The sequence below is a fragment of the Streptomyces sp. NPDC048248 genome, assembly GCF_043201875.1.
Lineage (GTDB): Bacteria > Actinomycetota > Actinomycetes > Streptomycetales > Streptomycetaceae > Streptomyces.
On sequence record NZ_JBICZL010000008.1, the window covers coordinates 130,646 to 153,190 of the forward strand.

Genomic DNA, 22,545 nt, shown 5'->3' on the forward strand with positions numbered 1-22,545 from the left:
TGGACGCATCATGACCACGGTGGAAAGCTCGAATCACCGCAAAGTGTCGACCTGGAGGCGAGACACATGAGCGAGAAGTCGAGTACACGCCCGGGAGCCGCCGGAAGGGCGTCGACGGCCGACCGGCCCACCGCCCTGCGGAACGTGGTGCTGGTCGGCCACAGCGGTTCGGGAAAAACCACCCTGGTCGAGGCGCTCGCGCTGGCGTCCGGCGCCGTCAATCGGGCGGGCAGGGTCGAGGACGGCGGCTGTCTGTCCGACTACGACGAGATAGAGCACCGCCAGCAGCGCTCCATCCAGCTCTCCCTGGTCCCGGTGGACTGGGGCGACGTCAAGATAAATCTCCTGGACACCCCGGGGTACGCCGATTTCGTCGGGGAATTGAGGGCCGGTCTGCGCGCCGCGGACGCGGCCCTTTTCGTGGTCTCGGCTGCGGACGGGGTGGCGGGCGCCACCCGTGCGGTCTGGGACGAGTGCGCGGCGGTCGGCATGCCGCGGGCCCTGGTCATCACGCACCTGGAAGCGTCCCGCTCGGACTTCGGTGAGATGACCGAGCTGTGCCGCGGCACCTTCGGCGGCGAGGACCCCGACGCGGTGCTCCCCCTGTACCTCCCGCTGTACGGCACACCGGGCGCCGACGGCCACGCCCCCGTGCACGGTCTGATCGGCCTGCTCTCCCAGCGGGTCTTCGACTACTCCTCCGGTGAGCGCACCGAGCGCGCGCCCACCGCGGAGGAGCTGCCCCTGATCGAGCAGGCACGCAACCGGCTGATCGAAGGGATCATCGCCGAGAGCGAGGACGAGTCCCTCATGGACCGCTATCTCGGCGGTGAGGAGATCGACATCAAGACACTCACCGGGGATCTGGAGACGGCCGTGGCGCGCGGCACCTTCCACCCGGTGCTGGCGGCAGCTCCGGCCGCCGAGGGGTCCCGGCAGGGGCTCGGCACCATCGAGCTGCTGGAGCTGATCACCGGCGGCTTCCCGACTCCGGCGGAGCGCGAGGCACCCCCCGTCACGGGCATCGACGGAGCCGCCCGCCCGCCGCTGACCTGCGACCCCGCCGGCCCGCTCGCCGCGGAGGTGGTCAAGACCTCCTCCGACCCCTACGTCGGGCGGCTCTCCCTCGTCCGCGTCTTCTCCGGCACCCTGCGCCCGGACGAGACGGTGCATGTCTCCGGACACGGCCTGCAGGACCGTGGCCACGAGGACCATGACGTCGACGAGCGGGTCGGCGCACTGTCCGCGCCCTTCGGCAAGCAGCAGCGCACCCTGCCGCAGGCGATCGCCGGCGATCTTGCGTGCGTGGCGAAGCTGTCCCGTGCCGAGACCGGCGACACCCTGTCGGACAAGGACGCTCCCCTGCTGATGGCGCCCTGGACCATGCCGGACCCGCTGCTGCCGGTCGCCATCCAGGCACACAGCAAGGCCGACGAGGACAAGCTCTCGCACGGCCTGGCCCGCCTGGTGGCCGAGGATCCGACGATGCGGCTGGAGCACCATCAGGACACCCACCAGGTGGTGCTGTGGTGCATGGGCGAGGCGCATGTCGATGTGGCACTGGAGCGCCTACGAACCCGCTACGGCGTGCAGGTGGACACCGTCACCCACCAGGTGTCGCTGCGGGAGACCTTCGGCTCCGCCGCCGCGGGACGCGGCCGCCATGTGAAGCAGTCCGGCGGCCACGGACAGTTCGCGATCTGCGAGATCGAGGTCGAACCGCTGCCGGGAGGCTCCGGCATCGAATTCGTCGACAAGGTGGTGGGCGGCGCGGTGCCCCGGCAGTTCATCCCGTCCGTGGAGAAGGGCATACGCGCCCAGGCCGCGCGCGGGGTCGCCGCCGGGCACCCCCTCGTCGACATCCGCGTCACCCTGCTGGACGGCAAGGCCCACTCGGTCGACTCCTCCGACGCCGCGTTCCAGACTGCGGGCGCCCTGGCGTTGCGCGAGGCGGCGGCCGAGGCCCGGATCGATCTCCTCGAACCGGTCGCCGAGGTGACCGTGCTGATTCCGGACGACTTCGTCGGCACGGTGATGAGCGATCTCTCGGGGCGCCGGGGCCGGGTGGTGGGCACCGAGCAGTCAGGGGCCGGCCGCACTCTCGTACGCGCGGAGGTCCCCGAGCTGGAGATCGACAGGTACGCCGTCGATCTGCGTTCCCTCTCGCACGGAACGGGCCGATTCCAGCGCGTCTACCTGCGACACGAGCCGATGCCGACCCAGCTCGCCGCGAAGCTGCGGGAACAAGCCGAAAACGGCGCATAGTTAACGGCTGCTCAGCCGCTGTCCCGCTCAACTCCCTCGGGCCGGGCGGCGGCTGTACGCTGAGAGCCTGCCGGCTGGGCGTGGGGCGGGGAGAGAGCAAGAGGCCGCAGGCCCAGCAGGTGTGCCGCGAGCGGTAGTCGGGAAAGAGCCGCATCATCGGATGCGTGCGGTGATGGGGGCGGTAGTGGCAGACGGCTTTGACTTCAGTCCCGGTGCGCAGGTGCCGCTCCTGGGAGGCTCCGGTCAGACGGCGGCCACCCAGGCGCTGGCCTCGGTCGCCTATCGGGACAGTCCGCTCACCGACATCTCCACGGCCGACTCCGAGTCCGGCACGTCGGAGATCAAGAAGCCGAAGCTGTCACTGTTCGCACCCAACCTCGGTGAGGCGTACGCCCGCGCCGTGCAGGTGCGCATGCTCGGCGGCGGCCGCAAGGCGCTCATCCAGTCCTTCGGCACCGAGCCGCAGACCGTCGTCGAGCACTGCCTGTCCGCCACCCGCGTCCGCAAGCAGCGCGATGCGAAGCTGACGATGCTGATGGTGCTGTTCGGCCTGCTCTTCCTGCCCGGCGTGCTGCTGTGGCTGGGCGCCTTCCAGCTCAAGAAGATGCTCTCCAAGGACAAGGGCGGCGTCTCCCTGCTGGGCACCGTGCTGCTGCTGGTGCTCGGCGGCGCCGCGGTGTTCTTCATGATCAAGCTGCCGCTCACCGGCTTCTGGGCGCTGTACGCCCGAGCCATGCTGGTCGCCCCGGTGGTCGGCTGGTGGCTGGCCAAGCAGATCTGCGAGAAGACCGCCGTCATGATGCGGGACGCCTGGAAGGGCCTGCTCGACGGCGGCGGCGTGGCCGCGAAGATCCCCGAGGCGGTGCCGCAGGACCCGAACGAGATCGCCGCCGAGACCCTCCGGCAGAACCTCGCCAAGGTCTCCGCCGAGCAGCGCAGCAACGTCGTCTTCTACGCCGGCCCCAAGGGGATACTCGGCATGGGCACACGCTGGGGCAGCTGGCAGCTGGCCGAGGAGCTGCGGCCGGCGCAGGAGGGCACCGAGATCCACCCCTTCCGCAGCTGGGACGTCATCCGGGTCATCCACGACCGGCTCCGCCTGCTGGAGCGCAGCCCGCTGCACACCGGCGGCTTCCAGCAGCCTCCGTCGGTGCGCCACTGGATCGTCTCCCCGGTCGGCGAGAAGGCCACGGCCGTCGCCCACCCGGAAGGCACGGAGGTGGAGGCCTTCCAGGTGCGCGGGCACGAGATAGAGCGCATCTGCAACGAGCAGCAGTTCGGCAGCGGCAACCGGCACTATCTGGGCGTCCAGTTCGTGCTCTGGGACGGCCAGCTGGTGATCACGCTGATGATCACCGTCACGGTGCTGCACGAGACGCTGCGCATCGAGGTCACCGGGCATGCGCTGGGGCCGGTGAACGCCCTCTTCACCACCAAGCCCGAACCCAAGACCAAGGACGTCGCCAAGGTCGTACGGTTCTGGGAGACCAAGACCCAGACGCTGCCGCTGATCGAGCCGGGCGAGGTCGTCCGGCTCGCCGCCCGGGCCCCGCTGACCTGGTTCCCGCCGGTCCTTGACTTCCTCGGCGGCAAGCTCGTCCTGCCCGAGCCCTTCGGCCTCCGGCACGTCTGGGCCGACAAGCCCTGGCGCCACCGCTTCATGGCCGACGACGCGCTGCGCGCGGCCACCCCGGTGCTGCGCACGGTCCACGCCGCCGCCATGAGCGTGCTCAAGGAGAACGGCGTGGACACCGAGCGCTTCGACAACCGTTCTCTGGTGCTGAGCGGCATGATCCAGGGCGTCGAGCCGGCGAAGGCGGACGAGTACAACGCCTAGGCCCGCCTAGGCCCTGTCCACGACGTGCGGATCGGCCCTAGCGGAAGATCCCGGTGTGTCCGAGGGAGTACCGGCCCGGCTGCGGATAGACGGCCAGGCCGTGCGGCCCCTCACCCACCGGGATCTTCGCCAGCGTCTTCCCGGTGCGCGTGTCGAGGGCGTAGACCTCGGAGTTGTAACGGCCCGACAGCCACAGCACCTTGCCGTCCGCGGAGACGCCGCCCATGTCGGGGCTGCCGCCGCCGGGGATCCGCCATTTGTCGACGAGGTCGCCGCTCTTGAAGTCGAGGAGCGAGATGGTGCCCTCGCCCCGGTTGGAGATGTACATGTGCTTGGAGTCGCGGCTGACGTAGAGGCCGTGGGCGCCCTTGCCGGTGGGCATCAGCTTGGGCTTGTCGAAGGTGTCACCGTTGAGGACCCACATGCCGTCGGCCATCATGTCGGCGATGTACCAGGTCTTGCCGTCCGGTGAGATCTTCACGTCCTGCGGCATGGCGCCCTCGAACGGCAGCTTCTGCTGGCCGATCACCTTCATCTTCGCGGTGTCGACCTTCAGCAGTTCGCCGGAGAACTCACACGAGACGACGAAGTACCTGCCGTCGGGCGAGAAGTCGGCGTGGTTGACGCCCGCGCAGCTGACCGGCACCGTCTTGCGCACCTCCATGGTGTGCGGGTCGCGGAAGACCAGCTGCCGGTCCATCGAGGCCATGACGACCGCGTACTTCCCGTCGGGCGTGAAGTACAGGTTGTAGGGGTCGTGGACGTCGACCTTCTTGCCGGCCTTGCCGTTGGCCGGGTTGATCGGGGTGAGGTCGTGTCCCCGGTTGTTGTTGACCCAGAGCGTCTTCATGTCCCACGAGGGCACGACGTGCTGGGGCTGCACACCCACCGGGATCGTCTCGATGACCTTGTACGTCTTCGGGTCGATGACGCTCACCGTGTCCGACCCGGTGTTGGGTACGTACACCCGCGAGGGGAAGTCCTTGACGACCGGTGACAGCTTGTTGGGGCGGTCCGCCGCGTAGAGGTCGTTCTGATCCAGCAGCGGCGGCATCCCGGGCAGGCCCGGCTTGACGGCCTTCGCCGGTGACGGCTTCGGCGGGTGCGGGCTGTTCTCGGCGGCCTTGATCTCGCTGCCGCCGCCGCAGCCGGCCGCCACCAGCGCGCAGGCCACGGCGAGCAGTGCGGCCCGGCGGCCGGGGCGGGACTGCGTCGTGCGGTCTTGAGTACGGGTCCGGTCAGCCATCACGTCACTAGCTCCGTTGTCGTCACCGCGCGCAGACCGCGCCGGCGGAGGCCGTCGAGGATCGGGGGCAACGCGGCCACCGTGCCGGCGTGCCCGAGGTGGAGGCTCACGACCGAGCCCGGTTCGACGCCGTCCACCACCGTGCGCCGGACAGCCGGCGCCCCGGGGTCGTCCGCGTCGAGGGAGTCCAGGTCGTAGGAGAGGATGTGCGGGTAGCCGGCCTTACGGGCCAGCCGGGTCACCAGGGTGGTGGACCGCTGGGTCTGCGAGGGGCGGAACCAGCTGCCGATGCTTCCGGTGAGCCGCCGCAGGCGGTCGGCGCACTGGGTGATCTCGGCGTAGGCCGCGTCGGCCGGCAGCGCACAGATATTGCGGTGGTGCATCGTGTGATTGCCCAGCTCGTGGCCGCCGTCGAGGATCCGGCGGGCCATCGCGGGATGCTCGTCGAGCCAGTCGCCGATGGCGAGCACGGTGACCTTTGCGCCGCCCCGCTCCGCCTCGCCCAGCAGGGCGGTGGCCAGCTTGGGGTCGCCCCGCCCGTGGAAGGTCAGGGCCACCGCCTGCCGGTCGCGCGGGCCGTGCTCGATCTCCACGGGCAGGCCGGGCGCCCGGGTCGGCGGGCGGGCGGCGTGCACCGGGGACGGCGAGGCGGCACCCGGGCTGGATGTCGGCGGACCGGCCCTCTCGGAGTGCGGCGGGTCGGTGACCCGTACCGCCGAGGAGCCCGTGCCGGCACGGGCACAACCCGACGCGAGCGCGCCGACGGCCGCGGCCGAGGCGGCCGCGCGCAGCACGGAGCGGCGATCCAGGGAAGTCACCACACCATTAGAGGGGCAGTCATTCCAAATTAGGGCGATATGCCCAATTCGTCCGAGTGCGTGTCGCTTTGCGCACCCGGACGGGAGGCGGTCTACGCGGGCCAGGCGTCCGCGAGCATTGCCCGTGTGTCGGCCAGGAGTTGAGGCAGCACCTTGGTGTGGCCGACCACCGGCATGAAGTTGGTGTCGCCGCCCCAGCGCGGTACGACGTGCTGGTGGAGGTGGGCCGCGATCCCGGCGCCGGCGACGGTGCCCTGGTTCATCCCGATGTTGAAGCCGTGCGCCCCGGAGGCCGTACGCAGCGCGGACATCGCCTGCTTCGTCAGCTCGGCGAGCTCCGCTGTCTCCGGGCCGGTCAGCTCGGTGTAGTCGGCGACGTGCCGGAAGGGCACGACCATGAGGTGGCCGCCGTTGTACGGGTACAGATTCAGCACCGCGTAGACCTGCTCGCCGCGCGCGACCACGAGGCCGTCCTCGTCCGACTTCGCGGGAATCGAACAGAACGGACAGCCGTCATCGGCCCCCGGACCGGTCGGCTTGTTCTCCCCCTGGATGTAGGCCATCCGGTGGGGCGTCCACAGGCGCTGGAAGGCGTCCTGTGTCCCGACTCCGATCTGCTGCTCCGGCTCGCTTGTCATACGGGCAAGCATATGACTTCGCCTGTTCGAGGCGTGTCGTTGGGGCGGGCCCCGCGGTCGGCTCCACGATGCTGGGCGGGTGGACAACGAAGAGCGGCTGCGGAGGTGGGAACAGCGCGCCGAGCCCTACCTTCTCCTCGCCTCGCTCCTCTTCCTCACCTCCTACGCGGTCCGCGTCCTGATGCCCCACCTCTCCCCCGGCTGGCACGCCCTGTGGGAGACCGTCACGGTCGTCAGCTGGGGCGTCTTCGTCGCCGAATATCTCGCGCGGCTGGCCTTCACCGACAACCGGCGGCGCTTCGTGCGCACCCGCTGGCTGGACCTGATCGTGACCGTGCTGCCGCTGCTGCGCCCGCTGCGCATGGTCGACCTGCACGAGCGTCTCCAGCGGCGCAGGCAGCAGCCGCGGCTCGCGCTGGAGGCCCGGGTGATGACGTACTCCGGGCTCTCCGCGCTGCTGCTGGGCTTCGCCGCCAGCCTGGCCGTACTGCACGACGAGCGCTATGCCCCCGGGGCGAACATCAGGACCTTCGGCGACTCCGTGTGGTGGGCCTGCTCCGCGCTGACGACCACCGGCTACGGCGACTCCACGCCCGTCACCCTGCGGGGACGACTGACCGCCGCAGGGCTGATGTGCGTGGGGGTCGCCCTGGTCGGGGCGGTGGTGGGCTCGTTCTCCTCCTGGCTGATGCGGCGCTTCCGGCAGGAGGGCGAAAGCTGACCGGGCCCCGGCGAGCGGGGTGCGCTCGCCGGGGCCCGGTACCGGGTGGAACCACCATCAGACCTGGGCGCGGCGCTCCACGACGTCCAGGAGCTCGGCGATCGCCTCGTCGCGCGGAATGCCGTTCTTCTGCGAGCCGTCGCGGTAGCGGAAGGAGACCGCGTTGTTGGCGAGGTCCTCGTCACCCGCGATGACCATGAACGGCACCTTGCTCTTCTGCGCGTTCCTGATCTTCTTCTGCATCCGGTCCGAGGAGGCGTCGACCTCGACGCGCAGCCCCTTGGCCTTCGCCGCGGCGGCGAAGTCCTGGAGGTAGGACACATGCGCGTCGCCGATCGGGATCCCGACCGCCTGGACCGGTGCGAGCCACGCCGGGAAGGCGCCCGCGTAGTGTTCGAGCAGCACCGCGAAGAACCGCTCGATGGAGCCGAACAGCGCGCGGTGGATCATGACGGGCTGCTGCTTGGTGCCGTCCGCCGCGGTGTACTCCAGGCCGAACCGCTTCGGCTGCTGGAAGTCCACCTGGATCGTCGACATCTGCCAGGAGCGGCCGATCGCGTCCTTGGCCTGCACCGAGATCTTCGGGCCGTAGTAGGCGGCGCCGCCCGGGTCGGGGACGAGCGGGAGGCCCTGCTTCTCGGCCGCCTGACGCAGCGCGTCGGTGGCCTCCTCCCACTCGGCGTCCTCACCGATGAACTTCGGGGAGTCGTCGCGGGTGGACAGCTCCAGCTCGAAGTCGGTCAGGCCGTAGTCGCGCAGCAGGTCAAGGACGAAGGTGAGCAGGGAGTCCAGCTCGCTCGCCATCTGCTCCTTGGTGCAGTAGATGTGCGAGTCGTCCTGGGTGAAGCCACGGGCACGGGTCAGACCGTGCACGACACCGGACTTCTCGTAGCGGTAGACCGTGCCGAACTCGAAGAGCCGCAGCGGCAGTTCGCGGTAGGAGCGGCCGCGCGCCTTGAAGATGAGGTTGTGCATGGGGCAGTTCATCGCCTTGAGGCGGTAGTTCTGCCCGTCGAACTCCAGCGGCGGGAACATCGCCTCCCCGTAGTTCGGCAGATGCCCCGAGGTGACGAAGAGCTCTTCCTTCGAGATGTGCGGGGTGTTGACGAACTCGTAGTCCGCGTCCTCGTGGCGCCGGCGCGAGTAGCTCTCCATCTCACGGCGGACGATGCCGCCCTTGGGATGGAAGACCGCGAGACCGGAGCCCAGCTCCTCCGGGATGGAGAACAGGTCCAGCTCGGATCCGAGCTTGCGGTGGTCGCGCTTCTCGGCCTCGGCCAGGAACTCGACGTACGCCTTCAGCTCGTCCTTCGTCGGCCAGGCGGTGCCGTAGATGCGCTGGAGCTGCTTGTTCTTCTCGCTGCCCCGCCAGTAGGCCGCGGCCGAGCGCATGAGCTTGAAGGCCGGGATGTTCCGGGTGGTGGGCAGGTGCGGACCGCGGCAGAGGTCCTTCCAGCACAGCTCGCCGGTCTTGGCGTCGAGGTTGTCGTAGATGGTCAGCTCGCCGGCGCCGACCTCGGCCGACGCGCCCTCGGCGGCCTCGGCGGCGGAGCCCTTGAGGCCGATGAGCTCCAGCTTGTACGGCTCGCCGGCGAGCTCCTCGCGGGCGTCCTCGTCGGTGGTGACCCGGCGCGCGAACTTCTGCCCGCGCTTCTGGATCTCCTGCATCTTCTTCTCGATGCGCTTGAGGTCGTCCGGGTGGAAGGGCTTCTCGACGTCGAAGTCGTAGTAGAAACCGTCCTTGATGGGCGGCCCGATGCCGAGCTTCGCCTCCGGGAACAGCTCCTGCACGGCCTGGGCCATCACGTGCGCGGTGGAGTGCCGCAGGATGTTCAGGCCGTCCTCGGAGGTGATCTCGACGGGCTCGACCACCTCGCCATCGGTGACCTCGTAGGCCAGGTCCTTCAGCTCCCCGGCCACCCGAGCGGCGACGACACTGCGCTCGCCCTGGAAGAGCTCGGCGGCCGTAGTCCCCGTGGTCACCACGCGTTCTTCCCGCTCGGAATCGCGTTGGACGGTCACACGGACGTCTGACACCGGTCTCTCCAAACTCATGTCTCTTGCACGTCAGCGATTGCTGCGCAGCCGAATCGTACCGAGCCACCCGACCCCACCGCGAAACGGTTTGCCCCGGGCGCCGCTCAGTCGTCTGACAGCGGCCCGCCGCACGCCTCCTCGAAGAAGTCCAGATTCTCCTGGAGCGACTTCATCAGCCGGTCCCGCTCGGTGTCGTCGACCTGTACGGGCGTGACCTCGCGGCCGCCGGTGAGGCGCCGGAATCCGCCCCGGCTCTCCAGCCGCCCGGTCACCCGGACCGGCAGCCCCACCAGATGGGCGTGCGCGGCGATCCGGTAGTCCTCCTCACCCAGGGCGACCCGCACCTGCACCACATCCGCCCCGGCGAGGACCCGCAACCGCACCGTACCCGGCCCGCCCGGCCGCTCCCGGCGCAGCCGTACGACCGCACCGGTCAAGCGCACCGGCAGCGACGGCTCACCGCGCACATAGCGCCTTGCGGCCTGCTGGAGCGCCGGCAGGTCCCCCGGGGAGAACTCCACCGGCTCGGGGCGGGCCGCGCTGCCGGCCGGGGCGCCGGCCGCCGGCGACCACTCCACCGTGATCCGCACCCCCTCGGCGTCCCGTACCAGCGCGATCAACGCCTGGACCAGCTCGTAGCAGACGCCCAGCTCCACCGCCGCGTCGAAGGCCTCCATGCCGCCGGTGGCCCGCTGGTAGTCGGTCGCGTCCCGCGCCGCGTGCAGCGCCCGCTGCAATCCGGCGACGGCCGTACGCCCGGCCCGGACGGGGACGAACGCGGTCATCCGGCGCCCGGCCGACGCCGGTCCGACCAGCACCGCGGCCATGAACTTCTCGGCCTGCCGTTTGTGCCGTGCCCCGTAGAAGCCGGCGCGCGAGCAGGTGCCGAGAGCTCCGGCGATCAGCGTCGAGCGCGCGGCACCGCGCAGCTGCTCCTGGGCAAGCCAGGCCGCGGCCCCGGCGCCGTCCTCCGGGATCCCTCGCTCCCAGCGCACCTCGTCGCTGGGTACGGCCAGCCCCACCAGCACCTCCTCGGCGGAGGGCACCGCGCTCCGCGCGAGGGCGGCCAGCGCCTCGGCCAGCAGCTCCGCGCTGTCGGGGAAGCGGCGATCGTGGGGCACCAGCAGGCTGGTGCCGCCCCCTCCGCCCGGCGGCGTCCACCGGGCGTAGTGTCCGGCGGTTCCGCCCCTGCGGCGCCAGCCGTGCCGGGCGAGCAGCGCGCTGAGCACGGCGGGGTCGAGCTGCGCGGGGTCCAGCAGCCTCGCGTCGTATTCATCGGTCGGCCGGTACATCAGGGTCTCCCTCCCGCCCCGACGCGCGTCATGATGTCGCAGAGCGCACGGTCGTCGAAGACCGGCGTGGTCGGGATCCGCACGGTGGTCCTGCGCCGGCCGGTCACCGGGTGGCCGGCCAGGTTGGTCCAGTAGCAGCAGTGCCGCAGTTCGAGGTGGTCGTGACCGGCCCGAAGCCAGTCCTCCTGCGTCCGCGGCACCAGCATCACCACCAGGATCTTGTGGACCGCCACGGGCGTACGGGCCAGCTTCACCAAGTGATCGTTGTCGAGCGTGAAGGCGAAGGTGGGCCCCGGCGGGCGCGGTGCGGTCTGGTAGGTGCACTTGAGCTGCACCTTGATGGTGACCTCGTCGTCGATGGTGTGGCCGGCCCCGCCGTGACTGACGTGCCAGTCGATTCCGTTGTCCGGGAAGGGCTGCGACAGCGAGCACCCGGAGGCGGCGGCGATCGCGTGCAGATAGCCCACCTGGAGGGTCTCCATGCAGGCCGTGGTGGCGAGTCCGCCGCGCCGCGGGGTGATCCGCTGAGGCAGCAGCCCGCCCGGTTCGGGCTGCGCGAGCGTCATCGCTCCATGCCTTCCGGGCTGTGCCGATCGAAACCTGTGGATGACGGGGAGACAGCCGCCCGCGCGGGAAAGGAGATCCAGCGTGCTCTCGGCTGCGCCCGGTGGCACCCGAGAGCGCCGCCGTCGGACCGCGCGGAACGCGTCGGCCCGTCCCTGTGGTTTTCTCCGCGTCAAGTGCTCCGCAAACAAAGGCGGTTCGACCACCCGGCCACTCGGGTATCACCAGCTCGGGTGACGTACACCGTCACCCGCCGCACGAGCCCGAGGAGTTGGGATGATGCCGTGCTGGTATGACGGTCCACTTGCTTCCTTCGACACCGAGACGACGGGGATCGACGTCGAGCGGGACCGGGTCGTCTCCGCGGCCCTGGTGGTCCAGGAGACCCCCCGCTCCGCGCCGCGGATCACCCGCTGGCTGATCAATCCGGGCGTGGAGATACCCGAGGCCGCGACGGCGATACACGGCCTGACGGGTGACCATCTCGCGCTGAACGGCCGGTGGCCGGCACCGGCGCTGGAGGAGATCGCCCGGGCCCTGGTCGCCCAGTCCGTGGCGGGCCGGCCGCTCGTCGTGATGAACGCCCCGTTCGATCTCACCCTGCTGGACCGCGAGTTGAAACGGCACCGCGCCACCCCGTTCGACGCCTACCTCGGCGGCCGGTCGCTCTGCGTCCTGGACCCGCGGGTCCTCGACAAGCACCTCGACCGCTACCGCAAGGGCCGCCGCACCCTGACCGACCTGTGCGCGCACTACGAGGTCGAGCTGACCGGCGCCCATGAGGCGGCGGCCGACGCCCTCGCCGCGCTGCGCGTCGTCCGGGCGCTGGGGCACCGCTTCGCCGACCGCCTGGAGGGGCTGCAGCCGCGCGAGCTGCACACCCGGCAAGCGGTCTGGTACGCCGCGCAGGCCCGCGGGCTGCAGGCGTGGTTCGACCGCAGCGGCACCCCCGAGGCCGTCGACCCCCATTGGCCGCTGCGTCCCGAACTCCCCGCCGCCGCCTGATAGCGCCTCAGAATTTCCGGCATTCACCGGCCACGGTTTCCACCGTGCCCGCGGAAAAGTCGGATCTCCGGCAGTTCTCCGACTGTCTCCGGCTGCTCTCCGCCAGATCTCAACAAAAAGAACCGGGCCGCCATTTGGCGGCCCGGTTCTTGATCCCGGTGGGCGATACTGGGTTCGAACCAGTGACCTCTTCGGTGTGAACGAAGCGCTCTCCCACTGAGCTAATCGCCCGGGTGTCGGCGGGCTTTCCCCGCGAACGACCTGAACAATACAGGTCGCGACGGCCTTTCATCAAATTTGTGTGCCGCACCCTTCCGGGCGGACCCGCCGGGCCTCCCGGCCGCCCTCACCCACGGGCCAGCCACCTCGCCAGGCCACGCCGTCCGGCCCGCATCATCCAGGCGTGATTGAGGCGGAACAGCGGCCGCCCCAGGGGCGCGAGCCTCCGCAGGAGCGGCTTGCAGACCTCGACCTCCTGCTCGTAGACCACCCGCGTCCCGCCCTTGCCGGGGCGTATCGTCCAGCGCGCCCAGCCCGCCAGGTCCCCGCTCATCACGATCTCCAGCACGCCCGTCCCGGGGTCCCGTACCTTCTCGGCGGCCACGATCGTCAGGTCGTACGGCAGCAGTGACCGGATACGGGTCTCCGCGCTGCGCTCGTCGATCGAGGTCACCTCGCGCACCTGCGGCCACCACCGGGGATACGCCTCGACGCGTTCGAGCACGGCGTAGACGACGCCGGGCGGTGCGTCGAGCAGCCATACGCTGCGGAACGTGTGGCGATGCAGGCGGCCTGACCAGGTGGACATGATCCCAGTGTGCGCGACGGCGGTGAACACGCGCTCAACAACCACGACGGCCCGGAGACTTGATGTCTCCGGGCCGTCGTCCGGGGTGGGCGATACTGGGTTCGAACCAGTGACCTCTTCGGTGTGAACGAAGCGCTCTCCCACTGAGCTAATCGCCCGGCGCACCGCCAACATTACCCCACGTGGGCGGGGGCTCCCGACCATTTGTGGATCACTCGGAGACGTTCCACGGCATCGCGAAACCGAACTTCCACACATACACCGCGAGCGCCACCGCGATGATCACCAGACCGATGGTGGTCAGAATGATGTTGCGTCGCCGCACCTTCGGGTCGAGCGCTTTCTGGGCCGCCTCGGTGACCTTCACCTTCGTCCAGCGCAGCACCAACTGGGCCCAGACGAATTCCGTCGCCCAGATCGCCATACCGCCGAAGATCACCAGCCAGCCGGGTCCCGGCAGCGGCAGCATGATCACTCCGGCCACCACCACCGCGAGGCCGACCACGAAGACTCCGACCTGCCAGCTCAGGTGCAGCGGCCGGGAGCTTTTGATGAAGCGCGGCGCCCTCGATCCGAGCGGGCGCTCAGTCGTCGCGGCACCCTCCTCGTCGGCTTCCGGCCCCCCGTTACTCTGCGTATTCATAAGGCCAACTTACCGGACGAGATCCGTCCACCGGAATTACCGCCGAGGACGATCCCGCAATCCGCCGTAAGAGGTACCTGAAGCCACCCAAAACCGTCAGAGGGGTTTACAACGGCACCGTAGGTGGCATGTCGATTTCGCCGACGTGCGAATCCCCGAGCGCACACTGAGCGAAAGGCCCTGGCGCTTATGAACACCACGGTCAGCTGCGAGCTGCACCTGCGCCTCGTTGTGTCGAGCGAGTCCTCACTGCCTGTACCCGCGGGCCTGCGGTATGACACGGCCGATCCCTACGCCGTGCACGCCACCTTCCACACCGGAGCCGAGGAGACCGTCGAGTGGGTTTTCGCCCGCGACCTCCTCGCCGAGGGCCTGCACCGGCCCACCGGCACCGGAGACGTCCGCGTCTGGCCGTCCCGGAGCCACGGACAGGGCGTGGTCTGCATCGCCCTGAGCTCCCCGGAGGGCGAAGCCCTTCTCGAGGCCCCCGCACGGGCCCTCGAATCGTTCCTCAAGAGGACCGACGCCGCCGTGCCACCCGGTACGGAACACCGGCACTTCGATCTCGACACGGAGCTCTCCCACATCCTCGCGGAGAGCTGAGACGCACCACAGCCATCCACCGCACCCAACCGCTCACGACTTGCGACCGTCCGACTCGGGGCGACGGCGCAGGACCGACAAGTTCATACGGCACACTTCGGCGCCGTCGCCGCGGACCCACCGCGGAGGCGGCGCCGAGGCTTGTTCGAAGCGCTAGAGTCGGCGACCATTCGGCAACGAACACCGGGGTCGGCACGCGTCGGGCCCCATCCGGCCAGGGAGCGAACCGTGATGATCACCCATGACACCCGGTGCGCGCTCGACGCGGTCGTCGATCTGCTCAACACCGCCCCGGAGGGCGAAGCACCCGGGGCGCCGGACAGCCTCACCGACCTCGCCGCCCTCCAGGAGTTCGTGCAGCGCAACGACGTCAGCGACGTGGGCGCCCTCGGCGAGGACGATCTGGCGGCCGTGCGGGACGTCCGCGCACGCTTCGCCCAGGTCTTCGCGGCCGACGACGACCACACCGCGGCCGAGCTGCTGAACTTCCTGGTCGCCTCGGCCGGCACCACACCGCGGCTGACCGACCACGACAACTACGACTGGCATGTCCACTACTTCGCGCCGGGCGCCTCGGTCTCCGACCACCTGGCAGCGGACGGCGGGATGGCGCTGGCGTTCCTCGTGGTCGCCGGCGAGCGCGAGCGGCTGCGGCACTGCGAGGCGCCGGACTGCCGGCACGCCTTCGTCGACCTCTCGCGCAATCGGTCCCGGCGCTACTGCGACAGCCGCACCTGCGGCAACCGGCTGCACGTCGCCGCCTACCGGGCCCGGCGGCGGGAGGCCGCGGGCTGAGCGGCGTACCGCCCGCCCGGCAACGGGCAGGCGGCCTCACAGGACGTACAGGTCGTGTACGGCGCCGAGAAGGAGCAGAAAGCCGATAACGCCGAGGAAGAGCATCAGCGGCGGCTGGGACAGCGCGAAAAGACAGCCGCGCGGTTCGGGGGCCGGGGCGTCGTCCCGGGCCAGGGCGCACTCATCGTTCATCTCGCGCGCATCATGGCGCAGTTGATCGTCCCGAGACGCCCAATGAGCCCCTCAGCAGCGGTAGTTCATCAGATCCCGTGCTTTTTCAGGATCGCTTCGATGTCCGAGAAGTCATCCTTGGGTGCAGCCTCCTTGCCTCGCTCCCGCGGCTTCGCGGCCGGCTGAGCGGCACCGCGGCCGGCGCTCAGGGAGGGAGCCGAGGCGGCCGGCGCCACGGCTTCGGCCCGGGACGACTTCGCCGCCTTGCGCTCCTTGCGGCTTCCCACGCCGCCCCTGCGGCGCTCCACTGCCCTGGCCAGCAGGAACAGCACGGCCGAGATCGCGAGGATGCCGAAGCCCGCCCAGACCGTCGGCTTGAAGACGAGGTCGGTGACCCAGTCGATGACGCCGGTCATCACCAGGCCGATGGGGATGAGGGAGAAGGCGGCGATGCGGGTCGCGGTCAGGAACCGCTTGCGGTACGCGGTCAGCGCGGCGATGCCCAGGCCCGCCGCCGACACCGCGGCACACACGGTCGAGGTCAGCATCCGGTCCTCCTGCCGATGGATGTGCGAGCGGCAATCCGCTCCTGCCTTCCATCCTGCCCTCTCCGGTGCTCGGGCGACCATGTTCCGTGCCGTCCTCAGGGACATTTCCGGGTTCGCTCCTCCCCCGGTCCGGTTTCCGTCCCGCTGCGGACGGCGGTCCGCGGGCTGGAAGACTGGCCTCATGAACGATGCCACCACCTCCCGCCCCGCCCGCCCCGTCCTGGATGTGTGGTGCGAGCTGCAGTGCCCGGACTGCCATGCCGCCCTGGAGGACCTGCGGGCGGTACGCGAGCGCTACGACGACCGCCTGGAGATCCGGCTGCGGCACTTCCCGCTGGAGAAGCACAAGCACGCCTACGTCGCCGCCCAGGCCGCCGAGGAGGCCATCGAGCAGGGCCAGGGGTGGCCGTTCATCGAGGCGGTGCTGGCCCGCGCCGGCGAGCTCGGCAGCCGCGGCGAGAAGCTGCTGCTGGAGGTGGCCGCGGAGCTGGGCCTCGACGCGGAGGAGATGGACACCGCGCTGATCGACGGCCGGCATCTGCTGATCGTCGACGCGGACCAGGCCGAGGGCAAGGCGATCGGGGTGAGCGGCACCCCGACGTATGTGATCGACGGTGAGCGGCTGGACGGCGGCAAGAGCCAGGAGGGGCTGCGCGCCCGGATCGAGGAGATCGCCGACCGCCTCCTGGCGGGGCAGGGCTGACACCGGGCGCCCTCCGGGCCGGCCTGCCGCTCACAGCAACGGCTTCCACAGCAGGTAGGCGGTGGGCCGGTAGCCCAGGGAGTCGTAGAGGCTCCGTGCCGGGGTGTTGTCGGCGTAGACGTTGAGACCCAGGGACGTGCGGCCGGCGGAGAGGCTCTCGCGCTCGGCGACCAGCATCAGGGTGCGCCCGTGGCCCCGGCCCCGGTGGGCCGCCGCGACCTGCACATCGACGACGTAGCCGCCGGGCTGCTCCGCCATCCGCAGCGCGACCCAGAGGGTGCCGACCCGCACGTCGTCGTGAGTGAGGACGCGCAGCGCCTGGTCGGGCGTCCCCACGCCCTCCGGCAGCAGCGCACGGTGCCCGGCCGCAGACGTCTCCTCGGCACGCTCGGGGGACATGCCCTGGCCGATCTGCGTACGGACGTGCAGCGCGAGCGCGGCGTCCCGCCAGGCCGGGTACTCCTCCTCGCTCAGCGGCCGGGCGACGCTGCCCTCGGGGAGCGGGGGCGGCTCGATGAGGGGCTTGGCCAGGGTGCGGCTGCGTTCGGTGTATCCGAGAGCGATGGCGAGCCGCACCGCGGCCTCGGTCTCCGCCGGGACGGTCAGTTCGATCTGCCGGCAGCCCCAGCCGCGCAGCACCTCCTCCGCGGCGAGCGCGGCCACCGTGGCACGGCCGCGCCGCCGGTCGGGGGCTTCGATCCGGAGGGCCTCGATCCGGCCGGCCGTGGGGCCGAACCGAGGGTCCGTGCCCAGCCGGATACCGCCCGCCCGGCGGCTGTTGACGCAGACGTCGTAGACACGGGCCCGGCCCCCGTCGTCACGTCGTTCTTCCGGTCCCGCGGGCCGCAGCGTTGTGGTCACGCAGTCTTTCTACCCGCCGCCCGGCCGCCGGGCACGTCCTCACCGCGGATCGAAATCCGCCGCCGCGTGCTCCTCGAAGATCCGCATGGCCTCGGCCGTCACCGGGCCGGGTGCGTCTGCCAGTTGGCGCCCGTCGATCCGGGTGACCGCCTGGACGTCGCGCAGCGTGGAGGTCAGGAAGATCTCCTCGGCCCGCTCCAGTACGTCCAGGGGCAGATCGGTCTCCTTGGCGCCCGCCCAGGAGACCGTCAGGGCCCGGGTGATGCCCGCCAGGCAGCCGGAGGCCAGCGGCGGTGTGTGCAGTTCGCCGTCGAGGACGACGAAGACGTTGGAGCCGGTGCCTTCGCAGAGCGCGCCGACGGTGTTGGCGAACAGCGCCTCGGAAGCGTCCTGTTCGCGGGCACGGGCGAGCGCGACGACGTTCTCGCCGTAGGACGTCGACTTCAGCCCTGCGAGCGCGCCGCGTTCGTTACGCGTCCAGGGCACCGTGACGGCCGCCGTGGTGTCGGGCCGCCGATGGGTGCCGGACAGCGCGATCACCAGCGTCGCGCCCAGATCGCCGCGGTCCGAGCCGAGCGGCGAGACGCCGCCGGTGTAGGTGATCCGCAGCCGTCCCAGCGCCATCGGGTTGGCTTCCAGGACGGCCGCACAGCCTCGCCGCACCTCGTCGAGGTCGGGGTCGGGCAGTCCGAGCCCCCTGGCGGAGGTCGTCAGCCGTTCCAGATGGCGGGTGAGGGCGAAGGCACGCCCCTCCTCGGCCTTGAGGGTCTCGAAGACTCCGTCGCCGACCGTCAGGCCGTGGTCGAAGACCGAGACGCGGGCGCCGTCGGCGTCCCGTAGTCCCCCGTCGAGCCAGATCTTCATCGTCGCTCTCCTCCACTCGCGGCGTGCAGGCCCGACGCTACCGCCAGCAACCTGCTCGCCTTCAACTCGGTCTCGGCCCACTCGCGGTCGGGATCGGAGTCCCAGATGATGCCCGCCCCCGCGCCGAAGCGGAGCACCGGACCCGCGGGCGCGGCGCGGTCGATCCAGAACGTCCGGATCCCGACGGCCAGCTCGCCGGTGCGGCGGTCGGCGTCGACCCAGCCGATACCGCCGCAGTACGGACCGCGGGGCGCGGTCTCCAGTTCGTCGATGATGCGCAGGGCGCTGGACTTGGGGGCGCCGGTGACCGACCCGGGCGGGAAGGTGGCGCCGAGCAGGTCCGCCCAGGCCGTCTTCTCGTGCGTCTCGGCCAGCTCGCCGCGCACGGTGGACACGAGGTGGACGAGGCCGGGGTGTTCCTCGACCGCGCAGAGTGCCGGGACGGTCACCGTGCCGCTCGCGCAGACCCGGCCGAGATCGTTGCGGACCAGGTCCACGATCATCACGTTCTCCGCCCGGTCCTTCTCGGAGAGGTCCTCGGCGATCCGCCCGGTGCCCTTGATCGGTCCGGACTCGACGGTGCGCCCTGCCCGGCGCAGATACAGCTCGGGCGAGGCGGTGGCCACCTCGACGCCATGGGCGGGCAACCGGACCGTGCCGGCGTACGGCGCGGGGTTGCCGAGGGCGAGCACCGCGGAGAGCGCGTCCACGTCGGCGCGGGCGGGATCGGGCAGCGGCGCGGTCAGGACGCGGCAGAGGTTCACCTGATAGACCTCGCCGGCCGCGATGTGTTCACGGATGCGCCGTACGCTGGCGGTATAGGCGTCCCGGTCCAGGGAGCTGCGCCAGGCGGCCGGCTGCGGTCCGCTCCAGCGGCCCGGTGCGGGCGCGTGCGCGGCGGTGGCGGGCCGGACGTCCGCGAAGCGCGCGCAGACCACCGCACCCTCGAAGTCCGCGATCACCGCCCACCAGCCGGTGGAGTCCAGGGCCGCGGGATCGCTGGTGACATCGCGCAGGTCGGTGGCTATGAGACCCCCGAAGCGCGCCATGGGAGGGAAGTCGTGCACGTCAGTGAGTCTATGGCGGTGGCCCGATCGCCGCCTCGGCCGAGCGAGCAGCGCAGCACGCTGCACAAACGCGTTTTTGTACTGGCCCCGGAATCCGCTAGAGTTCAACACGTCGCCGGGACGCGCAAGCGCACCGGAGGCCGAGTAGCTCCCGGACGTAGTCTGGGAGACACACCTGCGGACGTAGCTCAGTTGGTAGAGCACCACCTTGCCAAGGTGGATGTCGCGAGTTCGAGTCTCGTCGTCCGCTCGATGTGGGGGATCTTTTCCCGAACCCCCTCACTCCTGGTGGAGTGGCCGAGAGGCGAGGCAACGGCCTGCAAAGCCGTCTACACGGGTTCAAATCCCGTCTCCACCTCCAAGGACGATTAGCTCAGCGGGAGAGCGCTTCCCTGACACGGAAGAGGTCACTGGTTCAATCCCAGTATCGTCCACTGGATCCCCGGCAACGCATTACCGGGTTTCCGTCCCGCGCGATTAGCTCAGCGGGAGAGCGCTTCCCTGACACGGAAGAGGTCACTGGTTCAATCCCAGTATCGCGCACGCAGCACCTGCGGAGATCATCGAGATCCGCGGTCCCGAGGACGATTAGCTCAGCGGGAGAGCGCTTCCCTGACACGGAAGAGGTCACTGGTTCAATCCCAGTATCGTCCACACAGCAGCTGAGGGCCGGAGCATTCGCTCCGGCCCTCAGTCGTTGATCAGGACGAGAAGAGCATCCGTCCGAAGCTGCGGTGACCATGATGGCCGTGGTGTCCGTGGTGACCCTGATGCGGGGCGCCCCAGGCGGGAGCCGCCGGGTAAGCCTGCGGGGCGGGCGGCGGGGGCGGGGCCTGCTGGGACCACTGCGACTCCAGGCGGGTCAGCGACTCCAGCTCCCCGTAGTCCAGGAAGATCCCCCGACAGCCTGCGCACTGCTCGATCTGAACGCCATTGCGGTTGTACGTGTGCATCGGTGCATGGCACTTGGGGCACTGCATCGTCGGCTCAACTCCTGTCATTCATTGCTTCTCACTGCGGCGTCGCGGGAAAGTCCTTCCGGCGACGAGGTGTTCACCCTACGTTGCGCGCGGCGGGCGCCAACTGCCGCGGCAGCGAGGTCATGCGGGCGCACGCGTCCACGACCGCCGTCTCGATCTCGTCGAGGGGGCGGGACTCCCCCGCGGCCTTGGCCACGGCGAGGGCGGCGGTCTGCACGGTCAGCGTGCGGGCGGGTATTTCCAGGTCGGGCCAGGGGTCGCCGTCGGGACGCACGGCGCGGCCGCCGGCTGTGCGGTAGGCGGCCAGGAAGCGCGCCCAGATGTCCGGGGCGAGCAGGCCGGTGGCGAACCAGGCGGCGGGGCGGGCCAGATCCCAGGCGGGGTCGCCCAGGCCCAGGTCGTCGATGTCTATGAGCAGCCACCGGCCGCCGGTCGCCGGGTGGCGTACGAGCTGGCCGAGGTGGAGATCGCCGTGGCACAGGAGGGCCGGCTGCGGCCCCGGAGCGGCGCCGCGCGCCCAGGGCGGCAGCAGGGCCCATGCGGCTTCGATGGACCTGGCCGCCTCGGCGAGAGGCCCGGGCTCGGATCGGGGCGCCCGGGGCGCGGGGATGGCGCCTCCTACCGGGGCGAGCGCGTCGCGCAGGCGGGCCAGGGCGCGAGCGGCCTTGGCCGGGCCGCGCATCGGGGGCACCGGGCCGGGCAGTTGGGCCGGGTCGACGGCGTGCAGACGTGCCAGCAGGCGGGCGGCTTCCTCCCAGGGCGCGGCGTCGGGGTCGTCGGGCGGGACCGGACTGCCGTACGGCCAGCGGGTCAGCGCCCGGCCCTCCTCGGTGAGGGTGAGGAAGCCGTCGGGGGCGGTGACCGGGAGCGGCGGCAGCAGGATGCCGTGCAGCGAGGGGTGAGCGGCGATACGGAGGCGGGTGGCGAGGGCGGTGGTGTCGCTGTCGGGGGCGTGGGCCTTGGCGACCGTGTGGCCGGTGCGGACGACCGTGCCGTCCGGGCGGTCGGCGAGCACGGACGTGGCCGTGGTCGGCGCCGGTCCGCTTGCCTGCGGCGCCTCGGGGTGCGTCGCCGCGGCAGCCGACAGGGCGGCCAAGCGGTCGAGCAATGTGCTGGTCATCCGTCCCCCGAGGGCTGCGAGCCGTGCGGGCCGTGGGCGGCCCGGCCTGGGATCGTACGCGCGGTCCCGGCGCGCATGCCCGGCAGGTGGCCCCGCGAGATGCTCGATGGCCGGGCATCTCCCCAGATGCCCGGCCGTCGTGCCGTCCGCCTACCCCCGTCCCCACGGGGTGTTGCTGCCGGAAGTCCCCGTCCCGGGCCGCTCTCCCGGGACCGGGGCGCCTGTCAGCGCCCCAGCATTCCGGCCACGGACGACGCCTGTGTCAGGACGGCTTCCCAGCCGCCGAAGACCACGGACAGGAGGATCGCCAGCGGCATGACCATGGCGACCGCGACGAGAGGATGGCGCGTGCCGGAGGGCTGTCGGCCGCCGAGCGCCGAGGCGACTCGCCGCCCGTGCGCTCGAAGGGCCGCCCGCCCTGTGGTGTCCGCCATCGTCCTGCTCCTGTCGTGTCTGGGGCGGCGGGCGTCTGACCTCGGGGGACGAGTGCTGTCGCCCGCCGCTTGAACACCACAGTAGGCAGCCGTGGGGCTCGGGTCGTCATGCCGTCGTACCCATTGACGGGCCTCCAGGAGGATGACGGGAGGGGGTTCTGCGTACTCCCCTGGGTGGAGAGCCGGGGCGCTGACCCTGAGGGCACCCCCGAGGGGAGCGGGCCCCGCAGCCCGTGGCGCCGGCCGTCCGGAGGCCGAACGCTGCAGCGGAGAGAGGGAATCGGCGTGTGTATGCCACTCTCGCGGCCCCCGTCCGGTCCGGACGGGGCTCGCTTGGGTGACGTCCCTCACTCGCCCTCTCCCCCAGGCCGCCGTTCCGGCGCCACCGCCGCGCGTGCTCGTCGGCCGCGGCCGGCGACACAGGTGCGCGTCGGCATGCTCCCTGGCGCCCGCGAAACCTACCTTTCGGTACGTCAATCTCCTTGCCGGGGCGGAGCATTGACCGTTCGCGCCGGAATCGGGGGC

General features: G+C 70.9%; 23 protein-coding genes and 7 tRNA genes. 12 read left to right on the forward strand and 18 right to left on the reverse strand.

What is annotated here, in order from left to right; all coding sequences use genetic code 11:
* Window positions 1–66 precede the first annotated feature (66 nt).
* On the forward strand, window positions 67–2,265 hold the full coding sequence (locus tag ACGFZW_RS18730; RefSeq protein ID WP_393894240.1) for an elongation factor G-like protein EF-G2: 2,199 nt from the start codon (window positions 67–69) through the stop codon (window positions 2,263–2,265).
* A 160-nt stretch (window positions 2,266–2,425) separates the two neighbouring features.
* Window positions 2,426–4,102 (forward strand): hypothetical protein, encoded by a 1,677-nt coding sequence (locus tag ACGFZW_RS18735; protein ID WP_393894241.1) that lies wholly within the window; start codon window positions 2,426–2,428, stop codon window positions 4,100–4,102.
* 37 nt (window positions 4,103–4,139) lie between these two features.
* Here the strand turns inward: ACGFZW_RS18735 and ACGFZW_RS18740 are convergent, their stop codons facing one another.
* The 3 genes from ACGFZW_RS18740 to ACGFZW_RS18750 all read right to left on the reverse strand — a co-directional run bounded on the left by ACGFZW_RS18740 (window position 4,140) and on the right by ACGFZW_RS18750 (window position 6,816).
* A complete protein-coding gene (locus ACGFZW_RS18740) occupies window positions 4,140–5,348 on the reverse strand; it encodes a hypothetical protein (RefSeq protein ID WP_393894242.1) in 1,209 nt (402 codons plus the stop codon).
* Complete coding sequence (locus ACGFZW_RS18745; protein WP_393894243.1) at window positions 5,348–6,166, reverse strand: polysaccharide deacetylase family protein; 819 nt, start codon at window positions 6,164–6,166, stop codon at window positions 5,348–5,350. The genes ACGFZW_RS18740 and ACGFZW_RS18745 overlap by 1 nt, the downstream gene beginning before the upstream one ends.
* A 92-nt stretch (window positions 6,167–6,258) precedes the next feature.
* On the reverse strand, window positions 6,259–6,816 hold the full coding sequence (locus ACGFZW_RS18750) for an HIT family protein (protein ID WP_393894244.1): 558 nt from the start codon (window positions 6,814–6,816) through the stop codon (window positions 6,259–6,261).
* 67 nt (window positions 6,817–6,883) lie between these two features.
* On the opposite strand from ACGFZW_RS18750, the gene ACGFZW_RS18755 reads away from it, so the two are divergent.
* The gene (locus tag ACGFZW_RS18755; protein ID WP_393894245.1) at window positions 6,884–7,525 is read left to right on the forward strand and encodes a potassium channel family protein; all 642 of its coding nucleotides are present in this window, start codon (window positions 6,884–6,886) and stop codon (window positions 7,523–7,525) included.
* Window positions 7,526–7,582: 57 nt separating this feature from the next.
* Here ACGFZW_RS18755 and thrS read toward each other — a convergent pair whose 3' ends face one another.
* The 3 genes from thrS to ACGFZW_RS18770 all read right to left on the reverse strand — a co-directional run bounded on the left by thrS (window position 7,583) and on the right by ACGFZW_RS18770 (window position 11,420).
* Window positions 7,583–9,562 carry a threonine--tRNA ligase gene (thrS, locus tag ACGFZW_RS18760; RefSeq protein WP_393894246.1) on the reverse strand — a complete coding sequence of 660 codons (1,980 nt, stop codon included), beginning with the start codon at window positions 9,560–9,562 and terminating at the stop codon, window positions 7,583–7,585.
* 104 nt (window positions 9,563–9,666) lie between these two features.
* Window positions 9,667–10,854 carry a hypothetical protein gene (locus tag ACGFZW_RS18765; RefSeq protein ID WP_393894247.1) on the reverse strand — a complete coding sequence of 396 codons (1,188 nt, stop codon included), beginning with the start codon at window positions 10,852–10,854 and terminating at the stop codon, window positions 9,667–9,669.
* Window positions 10,854–11,420: a DUF4365 domain-containing protein gene (locus ACGFZW_RS18770; RefSeq protein ID WP_393894248.1), complete on the reverse strand. Its 567-nt coding sequence runs from the start codon at window positions 11,418–11,420 to the stop codon at window positions 10,854–10,856. The genes ACGFZW_RS18765 and ACGFZW_RS18770 overlap by 1 nt, the downstream gene beginning before the upstream one ends.
* 277 nt (window positions 11,421–11,697) lie before the next feature.
* Between ACGFZW_RS18770 and ACGFZW_RS18775 the strand changes: the two genes are divergently transcribed.
* The gene (locus tag ACGFZW_RS18775; protein ID WP_393894249.1) at window positions 11,698–12,423 is read left to right on the forward strand and encodes an exonuclease domain-containing protein; all 726 of its coding nucleotides are present in this window, start codon (window positions 11,698–11,700) and stop codon (window positions 12,421–12,423) included.
* Between the two features lie 159 nt (window positions 12,424–12,582).
* Here the strand turns inward: ACGFZW_RS18775 and ACGFZW_RS18780 are convergent.
* The 4 genes from ACGFZW_RS18780 to ACGFZW_RS18795 form a co-directional block, all read right to left on the reverse strand.
* Window positions 12,583–12,654 (reverse strand) — tRNA-Val (locus ACGFZW_RS18780).
* Between the two features lie 115 nt (window positions 12,655–12,769).
* On the reverse strand, window positions 12,770–13,231 hold the full coding sequence (locus ACGFZW_RS18785; RefSeq protein WP_393894250.1) for an SRPBCC family protein: 462 nt from the start codon (window positions 13,229–13,231) through the stop codon (window positions 12,770–12,772).
* A gap of 86 nt (window positions 13,232–13,317) precedes the next feature.
* A tRNA-Val gene (locus ACGFZW_RS18790) sits at window positions 13,318–13,389 on the reverse strand.
* 53 nt (window positions 13,390–13,442) lie between these two features.
* Window positions 13,443–13,874 carry a TIGR02611 family protein gene (locus ACGFZW_RS18795; RefSeq protein ID WP_393894251.1) on the reverse strand — a complete coding sequence of 144 codons (432 nt, stop codon included), beginning with the start codon at window positions 13,872–13,874 and terminating at the stop codon, window positions 13,443–13,445.
* 189 nt (window positions 13,875–14,063) lie between these two features.
* Here ACGFZW_RS18795 and ACGFZW_RS18800 point away from each other — a divergent pair, with 189 nt between their 5' ends.
* Window positions 14,064–14,477: an SsgA family sporulation/cell division regulator gene (locus ACGFZW_RS18800; protein WP_003959770.1), complete on the forward strand. Its 414-nt coding sequence runs from the start codon at window positions 14,064–14,066 to the stop codon at window positions 14,475–14,477.
* Between the two features lie 228 nt (window positions 14,478–14,705).
* On the forward strand, window positions 14,706–15,272 hold the full coding sequence (locus ACGFZW_RS18805) for a CGNR zinc finger domain-containing protein (RefSeq protein ID WP_393894252.1): 567 nt from the start codon (window positions 14,706–14,708) through the stop codon (window positions 15,270–15,272).
* Window positions 15,273–15,308: 36 nt separating this feature from the next.
* On the opposite strand, the gene ACGFZW_RS18810 is transcribed toward ACGFZW_RS18805, so the two are convergent.
* On the reverse strand, window positions 15,309–15,464 hold the full coding sequence (locus ACGFZW_RS18810) for a hypothetical protein (RefSeq protein WP_393894253.1): 156 nt from the start codon (window positions 15,462–15,464) through the stop codon (window positions 15,309–15,311).
* Between the two features lie 68 nt (window positions 15,465–15,532).
* Window positions 15,533–15,991 (reverse strand): hypothetical protein, encoded by a 459-nt coding sequence (locus tag ACGFZW_RS18815; protein WP_393894254.1) that lies wholly within the window; start codon window positions 15,989–15,991, stop codon window positions 15,533–15,535.
* 181 nt (window positions 15,992–16,172) lie between these two features.
* On the opposite strand from ACGFZW_RS18815, the gene ACGFZW_RS18820 reads away from it, so the two are divergent.
* A complete protein-coding gene (locus tag ACGFZW_RS18820; protein WP_393894255.1) occupies window positions 16,173–16,694 on the forward strand; it encodes a DsbA family protein in 522 nt (173 codons plus the stop codon).
* A 30-nt stretch (window positions 16,695–16,724) separates the two neighbouring features.
* Here ACGFZW_RS18820 and ACGFZW_RS18825 read toward each other — a convergent pair whose 3' ends face one another.
* The 3 genes from ACGFZW_RS18825 to ACGFZW_RS18835 are packed head-to-tail and all read right to left on the reverse strand — an operon-like array spanning window position 16,725 to window position 19,486.
* On the reverse strand, window positions 16,725–17,555 hold the full coding sequence (locus tag ACGFZW_RS18825; protein WP_393894256.1) for a GNAT family N-acetyltransferase: 831 nt from the start codon (window positions 17,553–17,555) through the stop codon (window positions 16,725–16,727).
* Window positions 17,556–17,594: 39 nt separating this feature from the next.
* Complete coding sequence (locus ACGFZW_RS18830) at window positions 17,595–18,419, reverse strand: aminotransferase class IV (protein ID WP_393894257.1); 825 nt, start codon at window positions 18,417–18,419, stop codon at window positions 17,595–17,597.
* Window positions 18,416–19,486 (reverse strand): chorismate-binding protein, encoded by a 1,071-nt coding sequence (locus ACGFZW_RS18835; protein WP_393894258.1) that lies wholly within the window; start codon window positions 19,484–19,486, stop codon window positions 18,416–18,418. The genes ACGFZW_RS18830 and ACGFZW_RS18835 overlap by 4 nt, the downstream gene beginning before the upstream one ends.
* Before the next feature lie 177 nt (window positions 19,487–19,663).
* Between ACGFZW_RS18835 and ACGFZW_RS18840 the strand changes: the two genes are divergently transcribed.
* From ACGFZW_RS18840 to ACGFZW_RS18860, 5 genes are all read left to right on the forward strand, one after another.
* Window positions 19,664–19,736 (forward strand) — tRNA-Gly (locus ACGFZW_RS18840).
* A gap of 37 nt (window positions 19,737–19,773) precedes the next feature.
* Window positions 19,774–19,847, forward strand: a tRNA-Cys gene (locus tag ACGFZW_RS18845).
* Window position 19,848: 1 nt separating this feature from the next.
* Window positions 19,849–19,920, forward strand: a tRNA-Val gene (locus ACGFZW_RS18850).
* A 37-nt stretch (window positions 19,921–19,957) separates the two neighbouring features.
* Window positions 19,958–20,029, forward strand: a tRNA-Val gene (locus ACGFZW_RS18855).
* A 39-nt stretch (window positions 20,030–20,068) separates the two neighbouring features.
* Window positions 20,069–20,140 (forward strand) — tRNA-Val (locus ACGFZW_RS18860).
* 47 nt (window positions 20,141–20,187) lie between these two features.
* Here ACGFZW_RS18860 and ACGFZW_RS18865 read toward each other — a convergent pair.
* The 3 genes from ACGFZW_RS18865 to ACGFZW_RS18875 all read right to left on the reverse strand — a co-directional run bounded on the left by ACGFZW_RS18865 (window position 20,188) and on the right by ACGFZW_RS18875 (window position 22,020).
* A complete protein-coding gene (locus ACGFZW_RS18865) occupies window positions 20,188–20,466 on the reverse strand; it encodes a zf-TFIIB domain-containing protein (protein ID WP_393894517.1) in 279 nt (92 codons plus the stop codon).
* A 73-nt stretch (window positions 20,467–20,539) separates the two neighbouring features.
* Window positions 20,540–21,586, reverse strand: a complete 1,047-nt coding sequence (locus ACGFZW_RS18870; RefSeq protein WP_393894259.1) for a phosphotransferase family protein — start codon at window positions 21,584–21,586, stop codon at window positions 20,540–20,542.
* Between the two features lie 224 nt (window positions 21,587–21,810).
* Window positions 21,811–22,020 (reverse strand): hypothetical protein, encoded by a 210-nt coding sequence (locus ACGFZW_RS18875; protein WP_393894260.1) that lies wholly within the window; start codon window positions 22,018–22,020, stop codon window positions 21,811–21,813.
* Window positions 22,021–22,545 lie beyond the last annotated feature (525 nt).